This window comes from Candidatus Firestonebacteria bacterium RIFOXYD2_FULL_39_29 (genome assembly GCA_001778375.1).
In the GTDB taxonomy this organism is placed as follows: Bacteria; Oederibacteriota; D2-FULL-39-29; order D2-FULL-39-29; family D2-FULL-39-29; genus D2-FULL-39-29.
In genome coordinates this window covers 20,390-30,530 of record MFGV01000081.1, presented here as the reverse complement: position 1 = coordinate 30,530, position 10,141 = coordinate 20,390, and the positions used below count along the sequence as shown (strand labels likewise).

General features: G+C 39.3%; 1 pseudogene. It reads right to left on the bottom strand.

Features of this window, described 5'->3' with window-relative positions:
- A pseudogene (locus tag A2536_09815) lies at window positions 1–10,121 on the bottom strand (hypothetical protein).
- Window positions 10,122–10,141 lie beyond the last annotated feature (20 nt).

Here is a 10,141-nt window from a genome sequence, read left to right as displayed (position 1 = left end):
TCAGCGCTTCCAAAACTGCTTCCATCATCGCTAAACCTCATCTGTGTTACTCCGCTTGCGTCTGAGGCGGACAATGTTAACGTAACTAAATTCGTACTTGTATACACCGCGCTGTTATTTATATTTATACTTCCTGTCGGCGGCGTTATATCTCCCGCTGCCACCGTTCCTGATGCTTTATTTGTGCTTCCATTATTCACTATTGTATTTCCTGCCGCATCCTGCACATTCGTTACTGTAACTGTAAACGTATTACCTGAAGTCAGGCTCAAACTCCCTATCGATACAACTTTATTCGTATAACTTATCGTAGCACTGCTTAGATTTCTAGCTCCTGTCCCTGTCGGAGATTCTAAAGAATAATTTCCCTTATTCGTTGCCGTTGCTGCGCTTACATCCTCGCTAAATGTTATATTTATCAATGTTGTATTTGCTACTGCGGTAACTACTGTCGGCGCTGTGGTATCTGCTATTACTGTATATTTTACCGTACTCGTACTTGCACCTCCGCCGTTTGTTACCTGTAGATCATAACTTCCTGCACTTATTCCTGAGTTTACTACAATATTATTTATTACAGTATCGCTTACCACAGAGTATCCTGCAGGTATCGTTACCGTTGTAGCTCCGTTTAACTTTATCTGGCTTACATTATTACTTCCTAATCCTCCAAAGAATCCTGTTCCGGTTATGCTTATTGTATTATTTACATAATTATACCCGTTTGAAGGGGTAACAGTTGTCACCGTGGGTATAGGCGAGGTCACTGTAAATGCTTTTCCCAAGCTGTCTCCTCCAATCGTGGTTACTATTATATTATAGCTTCCGATCGCCATACCTGCGGTTACAGGGATATTAATTATACTGCTGTCGCTTACCACTGAATATCCGACTATATTTGCCACAGGGCTGGTGGTTATCCTAATCCCCGTTACTTTATTACTTCCTGTTGCACCGTAAAATCCATTTCCGGCTATTGCCAAGGTTACAGCATTGTTGTATTCCACAGTTGCAGGGGTTACTGTATCTATCACAGGGCTTGGCGCCAGTTCTGTTCCCTCATACCTGACTGTACTTGTACTGTTTGTGCCTCCCACTGTCGTTACTAATACATCATACGTCCCTTTTGTTATTCCTCCATTTACTACAACATTATTTATTGCCGTATCGCTTACTACTGAATATCCAGGGTTTATCGTTACTATACTGGTTCCGCTCAATTTTATCTGAGTTACATTATTACTACCCACTCCTCCGAAGAATCCTGAACCAACCAGTCTTATTGTGTTTGTAATATGTTTATATCCGCTGCTTGGTATTACGTTTGTTACTGTAGGCAACGCTGCAGTTATCGTAACCGCTTTTCCTCCGCTGTCTCCTCCCCCTGTTTTTACTATTAAACTATAGCTGCCTACATTTATACTTGACGGGATGATCACATTCGTTATACTGCTGTCGCTTACCACTGTGTATCCTGTTGTTATATTCGTAACAGGACTGCTGGTTATTCTTATTCCTGTCAAATTATTACTGTCTGTACCTCCGAAGAACCCTGCGCCGGTTACTGCTATCGTCACTGCTTTTCCGTACTCCGCGCTGCTTCCGCTTAATGTTGTTATCGTCGGCGCTGTTGTGGTTACCAGTAGTTTCATATCCGACACGGAGTTACTCCCTCCGAGTGTTGTCGTTATTATGACATCATACGTTCCGGATTTTACTTTAGAAAGAACTACTGCGCTGTTTATTACACTATCGCTTACACAGCTCCAACCGCTTAACACTGTCTCGGCTGATTCCTTAATCTTTACACTGCTTACCACGGAACTACTTCCTCCTCCGTAATAATTCAACCCGGTTATCGTTAAAGTGACTGAAGCAGAATTAGAAACTGTGTTTGGCGCTACGGTTATTACCCTCGGCATACTGTCCGACAAATTAACGGTCCCGCTTGTACCTTGTTTATTATTTCCATCTGTTGCTTTTATTTTTACTCCGTTTTCCACTTTGCTGTACGTCTCAGTTATTGTTGCAACTCCGTCAGTTAACCTTACTGTTGTTACTCCCAAGGTGCCTGTTCCCGTTACTACTGTCAGATTTATCATTGAACCGCATTTTACTGTATTTCCTCCGAGATCTTTTGCTGTTACCGTTATTGCAAATCCGTTTCTGTCTCCTGCGGTTGGAACACTTACTATGTAGGAATTAACCGCCCCCGTTGCCGTTACATTTGCTGTTCCTACTATTGTACTACAGGTTGCCGTCACTGTTATTGTCGCTGCACTTGCCGGAGTTGTCAGCATTGCGCTGAATTTCCCGTCTGGATCACTTATCACGGCATTTGTACTTAATGTTCCCACTGTAGAAGTAAAGCTTATTGTTTTGTTGATTACCCCTTTTTCATCTATATCTTTTATTCTCCCGCTTACCATCACAGTCTGAGGAGCTATACAATTTGCCGGAGATATGACCACGTCCATACTACTCGCTTCTTTTGTGAATATTATCGCATCGCTTAAACTTGTTTTTCCGCCGCCTTCCACTTTTATTTTTATACTTTCCGCCGCCGTATAAGTCAGATTTGTTAAGCTCACACTGCTGTCTATATTATTTACAATTGTTAAAGTTGTCATGTTTAAAGTACCGGCGCCTAAAATTGTCACATTTGAAGTCAATACCGCGCTAATTGTCACAGCAACAGTACCCGTTAATACTGCAGACCCGCCGTTTAAATCCAATGCCTTAATTTTTAAATTAAACGGTTGATTAATTAATCCGTTTGTTATTGAGGGTTCTATTCCATAACTTTCTATAGTAGTTTTTGCCGTGGACACCTTTAAAATATCTAATAATCCAAGCGTATCACAACTTATTCTTATTAAATACTCATCATTTGGATCATTTGTAGCGCTTAGCATACAACTTGATTCGCCATTATTATCCGTGATTACCGCCGCAGTACCGGAAGATAAAGAACCTGTTGAGCTAACCATAACAAACTTTACCGATTCTCCCGCTAACGGATTCCCACCGGAACTTATTTTTGCTATAATTTTAGTATTTGCTGCGGGTTTTACGCTTACAGGTTCTGACCTCAGATAAAATACATAAGGATTTCCGGACACTCCCAATATGTTGGCAATATCAGAAGTGAATCCTGCGGCAGTAATTGTTATTGCATTTTGTCCGATGCTTGGATAATAATTTGTATTGTACTGCGCTGCTGCAGTGTTTTCCAAACTCGGTATTTTTCCATAAGCATTTGTAACATTTGTTATGCTCGCTATAGGCAGCCAACTATTGCCGGCATATTTAAAGTTTCCTCCTGTTGCGTTAAAAACAACGGTAATTCCGTTTACTCCCACACTTTCTCCTATATTATTTACAACTTGAACAAATATATCCTTATTTGAACCAATAATAGTCAGTGTTGTATATGCCATAACTGCAGGCGCACTGATTTTTATTTTACAGCCTATCAGACTATTTATGCTTTTTATCACTACATCTTTAGTAATTCCTCCGCAGGATATTCTTATTGTATTATCGCCCGCGGCGTTTACTCCTGTTAAAGTTGTTTTTACAATTCCGGAATCGTCTGTTACGCCATTTGAACTTGTCAAACTCCCTGTTCCGGTTATCAAGCTAAACCCTACGGACGCGCCCCTGACAGTATATCCCAAACTATCTTTAGCAGTCACCGATATATCGGAATTTCCGGAATTAATCAATAGATTTGGAACGCTCACATTCACATCCAAACCGATGACATTTACCACTTTTAAATTAACTGTTGCTGATTTACTCCCCGAAACCGCTCTTATTGTTACATTACCCGTACTGCTTCCTGCGGTAAAAGCCACACTTGCTTTCCCGGAAGCGTCTGTTACAACCTGAGAGGCACCTAAAGAACCGCCTATACCTGATAAAATTGAAAGATCAAGAATAGTCCCCGTGTTGTCAGTACAATTGCCATCGCTGGTGGCAGAATTGTAGTCAATAGATTTTCCTGAAGAACTCATTATGTTAGCAGTAATAGTTATACAGGTTCCCGCACTAATAACCGAATTATTTGCAGTGAGCCCGATATCTCCTTGAATTATTTGTATATTTCCTTGTGCGGTCATTCCCAAATAATTCATAGTCACCACATTTGGGATAAATTGAGAACTCAATAATAAGCTATTCCCGGCATACCCATTAGCATCCGTAAGAACCGAATTTATATTTAACACGGAGTCACCTGTAACTGAAAAATTAATAGTAGCATTCGAGACACCTGTCCATGTATTATCAAACAACTGAGGAGATATCTGAAAATTTGTTCCCGCTAGTCCTATAGAATTTTTACAAACATAAAAATAATTACCGATTTTTCTTAAAGTTACATCATAAGAGGATATACCGCTGCAGGTCAACCGCAACACACTATCAGCCCCTGCTGTTAAACCGCTAATCATTAATTTCAAAACACCTTCGCTGTTTGTTATATATGATGTCTTACCGGCATACTGAGTACCCTCCCTCAAAGGGTTGCAACTCTTAATTGTGCCAGTACCGCTAACGATAGAATATCCTATAACCCCGTATGGTATTGCATTATTTAGACTGTCTTTCAATGTTATAAACACCGCGCAATTTATATATTGGTTCTGATTAAACATAGCCGGATTTGAGGGAACCGACATAATATTCGGAGTCAATCCTTCAATTGTTACATTTGTACTGGAGGTGCCGCTAGATAATGTTACGATGCAAACTCCTGCAACGGCTGTAAATGTATTTTTCACTATTCCGTTACTATCACTCGTTTGGGTTACATTTGCTAAAGTTCCTTTATCTTTTGTATAAGTTACTGTGGTGCTTCCCACTGCATTTCCTGCATTATCTTTTACATATGTCACCATTTGAACCGGTGTTCCTGTTTTTACTTTAGACGGACAATGAAAAAATATTATATTATCCCCGTAAGTCGTTGTATCATAAGGATAAACTAAATCCGTATCATAAACAGAAGGAATACTGCTTTTTACGCTTATTGTCCCGCTGTATCCTTCTATGTTATTACTATTTTTTACCTTTACCTTTATTGACTCAGCCTTGCTATAGGTCTCATTTGTAATTGTCGCACTCCCTGAAGATAAAGTAACTGCCAATACACTTAAAGTTCCCAAACCAAAGCTTGACGGGTTATCCGGCTTTACCGTTTCAAGATTTACTGACTCATTTGACAATATAAGATTTTCATATTTATCCTTGGCAGTTATGATAACGGTAAAATTACTCCCCACATTTGCCGTAAGAGGTGTTAATACATCATAATGATCTAAATCACCTGTTACTGTTGTTATATTTGCTGTCGTAGATACAGTTGTATCCGCCGTTTCTGCTTTTATTGTACTCACTCCCAAAACGGTATTTCCGATGTACATAAATGTTGCTTTTCCTGTCTCATCGGTTATAATGGAATTTGCGGATAAACTCCCGGCTCCGCTTATTATAGTTATATTTAGATTTACTCCTGCCACTCCCTGATCACCGGCATCTTTTACATATATATTTACATCCGTTTTTGCCCCGGACTTTACTGTTGTCACCTCAGGCGCTAAGTTTATTGAAGCAATTGCATTTGCTTTTATATATACTCTTGATTTTTCTAATGTCCCTGTTGACAATTCAACTATACTTATTATATTGTCCGGTACTGTTATCGTTGTTTTTGCTTCTCCATTCCCGTCTGTTGTTGCTGTATTTGAACTTAACACCCCATTTCCCTGTATTAAACTAAATGTCACCAGTGTTCCTGATGTTATTACCGCGTTTCCATATATATCCAGCACTTTTCCTGTTATTGTTATATTTTCTCCTATCGTTGCCGCCTGTTTATTTAACTCCCCTGTTATTTTCCATTTTTTATTGGCATTTCCCAAGACACTGATTAAATTACTTATCCCGGTCTTTCCTCCGGCATCTTCCACTTTTATCTTTATTCCTGTTGTTTCCACCTTATTATATGCTTCTTCGATTATCTTCACACCACTTGTCAGAGATCCCAAAGCCGAATATATTCCCGTCAGCACAGTATTTGGATCATCTCCTTTTACTGCTTTTATTGTGAAATTTTTATCAGTTGTTGTAATTGGAAGAACAACTGTTTCTCCTGCATTGCTATACGAGGTAATCGTTGCATTGAATATTTCTCCGGCAACTATACTCGCAGGACATTCTACCTTATAATGATCGGGATACACTCCCGATACATCTACATATACCGTAAGTGGTGTCGCTCCTGTTTTTACCGCCATTACTCTATTATTTCCTGCGCCGGAACCTGTTGTTAATGCTGTGGAATGTGCGGTATTAATTGAACTTAAAGCGCTTAAACTCCCGCCCCCTGCCGTAACAGTATAATTTACTATACTTCCCCAAACAAAATCTGCCCTCTTTCCGCTTGCATCTTTTCCATATACAGTTACACTGCTTCTATCTCCCGGAAATACATACGGGTTAGCTGCTACTCCTTCCAATGATACGATTGAACCGGAATTGCCTGTTGTTGTAAAAGTCAACGTCGGATACCTTATTCCTCCGGAACTATTTACCTTGCCATCAACTGTTCTGGATATTACTCTATAACCATAAATTCTAAAGGTTAAACCTGTAAGAGTTACCGAGTGGCTTGTCACAGAAGTGCTGTCTAACGGGGAAGCGTTGACACTCTCTAATCTTGAAACATCCGTATAAGTAAAAGCAGTATAACCTGCGCCGGCATAACCTGCGTACTCCACCTGAGAATCTGACAAAACATCCGTTGTCCATTTAATCACAGCGCTGTTACTTGTTATACTTGAGGTTGTTACGGCAGAGATTATGGGGCCTCCTCTTGTTACCTCATACTCATCTGTATATAGACTATCAGTTCCCAAAGCATTTCGCTGACATAATTTATATCTATAGGTTATTCCTGCCGCCGCCGTTGTATCTTTCCAGGTGAAATAATTAGATGTCGCCGTTGTAAACGAATAAACCAGCTGCCAGTCTCCGGAGGGAAGCGCTTTGCGGAAAGCATACACCCCCTTTGGATAATTCCAATTATAATCTATAAGCTCTTTTGTAATTGCCTCTCCGCTTATATTTATCCCATCCGATACCGCCGTACAATATTTAAAATACGGAGTCGGGGTAATTGTTTTTATCCTGAAAATATTACCGATATCCGGTTCTATAATCTTCCCGCTGCTTATTATTTTTATACTTGTTTCTCCGTCTTTGTACTCTTTTCCGTTATCTTTTACTACATCGTAATATCCTTTGTATAACAGTCCCGTACTGTCTAATTTTTCTGTTTGACCTCCGGTAAAATCCAATTCACCGGGCTGATCTATACTAAAAGACGGACAGACCCCGTCTGCATTAAATATTTTAAAATACATTCTATTATCTTTTGCATAATTATATTTGGGAAAAGGAGTAGACGATGTCATATAATACGCAACTTCCTGAGTTAAATCTTTATCCGAATAATATTTTACCAAAGCAGTTTCGGGAAGACCTATATAACCATACTTTACATACGGATGCGTATAATCCGTCCCGCCGGTCATAATATATTTTGTTTTTACAACACTCCTGCCGCTTCCCTGATCTATACTGCTTGCCAACTCTCCGTTATAAAATATATATGTGTTTGAGGAGGGCATTAAATATTCAAACCGGCAATTATCAAACAGTTCTGTCGTATGATTTTCAATCTTTAACAAATTTACTTTGCTTCTTCCGTCATTTGCATTAGTGCTGTCAGAATACGGAGTTAAGCTGTATTGAATCGGAGGCTGGAGTGTTCCGGAAGAATATAACGCCAAAGCATTATATGTATTTACCTTATTATCCATAACTTTGACCACTCTATAATAACCGCTGGCTCCGCTTACACAACTGTTTGTTTTTAAATAATTTGTCGGAATAACCCCTGCCTTGGTACTGTTATTACTCCCATAACTTAAGGCAGCGCTTACACCAAATTCATCGCAAATTGACGGTAATTGATTTGCATTGTCTTTGTAATAAAAAACTGTTTTCATGTCATAACTTCCCTGCAGTTCTTGCCTTACATATGACATTTGAGCCGTACCAATCTTCCCGTTATCATCCGTTGTATCAATCCCTAAATATTTATGATTTCCATAATTAAAACTAAAATACCTTGACCCAATATTTCTTTCATAAGATTTATGAGTCTCAGAATCTACACCGCCGTTACAATCAGATTCTCCGGGCACCGGATACACAGGAATATCATAACTCTGAAGCGCCGCGGTCAAGGCTTGAAAATTATTATCACTCCCGGATCCAACCAAATTACCGCTGATTATTACAAACTCCGGATTAATTAATTTTAATTGGTTTAACATGACCGTTAAATCATAATTTGATGTCGAGTAGGTTGGCGCGGTTATATGGATGTAATAATAACTTGTCTTTATATCTTTTAGCACTTTTACTGAATTTACTTTGGTTTCATTACCGCTATTGTTACTGACATACAAATCATACATATCTTCTTGCGTGTCAGAGGGAACCACTGCTGTCAATTCCCAAATAGCTTTAGTGACATTATACCCGGCGGTTATTGACAAATTGACCGTCGTATTATATTTTTTAAGGCTTGCCGACCAGCCGGAATCAGAAGGGACTCCTTTACATTCTATTACAAAACTATTACCGCTTTTTACAATGGAAGGAAATGTGTTTTTTGGCTTCTGAATTAATTCTGTATTAACCGTATCTGCTTCAAAAACATAAACATAGCCGTACTCTCCGGTCGTTATAAGTTTTTTATCCGCTATTATTACAGGTCCAAATCCCACTTTATCCGGATTTTCCCATCTCCACAATAACTCTCCGGTATATCTGTTGCAGCAATACAAAACTCCGGCAGATGAAGGAATGACAAGATTATAACCTAAACGACAGCCAAAATAGATTACATCATCTGATATCGCAGCTCCCTGACGGTACGAAAATGGAAAATCTGCCGCAAATTTCCAGATCAATGCTCCTGTAGTTGAATTTAGCGCATAAAAATTCCCATCCAACCCTCCAAAATACACAATACCATCGCTTACTATCGGCGGAGTTGTAGGATAGTTCGTATAACCATTAGCGGTTCCCATTAGAATACTGTCAGAAAATTTATAAGTCCACACCGCATCCCCTGTCTTTGCGTCCAAACAATACATCATGCCTTTGCAATTAACAGCAGGATTCAAGGTATAACTGCCAATTCCCTCGGTACCTCCTGTATATATTTTTCCATTTTCATACGCGACAGAACTTATATACTGCAAAGGTTTTCCTACTGACCATTTGCTTAAACCGGTTTCAGGATTCATAGCGTGAATATGTCCGTTCCACGAAATATACAAGGTGTTCTCAGCCATGCATGGGGTAGAAAGGTCGCCTTGCGTTGTTTTCTCCAATGGATATGTAGTATCATACTCAAAGCTATTGCATCTCTTCCATTTCGTATCACCATATAACGGATAAGGATAAACACTTTTTATTACAAAGCCGCCGACTGTTTCTGATGAATAAAACGCATAAAAATACCCGTTATAATAAATACCTCCGCCTGCTCCCGCGTTCATATCACTCCACATCCGTGTCGTAGCTCCATTTCTTACATCGCATTGGAAAATACCGCCATGCCCTCCGCCTTGAAATACATAATCTTTATTTTCTCCGCCTATAGCCGGATAATAATCACAGGCCTGAAACAATCCAACATAGCCAAATTGCCAAAGTTTCTTTAAACTGTTTAAAGCATATGCAATGTGATCTCCTAAAAGCCAATGCACATTTAATTGCCCGCCCGAAGAAACAGGTAATCCAAGTCTTATACCATTTCCCTTATATGACTCCAAAAGCCTGCTTTTAAGCTTAAGCGGAGGTTTGACGATATCACTGCTTTTCCCGCTATGCACTACATCATGCCCTTCAGTCAACCAATCGTCCGAGTAACAAAGCAAAGGAAGCAATGACAGAAAAAGAAGTAAAAGAAGTGAGGAAAAAGAGGACATGAATAATGATTTTATTGATTTATCAAGTTGTACAATTGTTTTCATAATATATTTTTCCTTTTCTT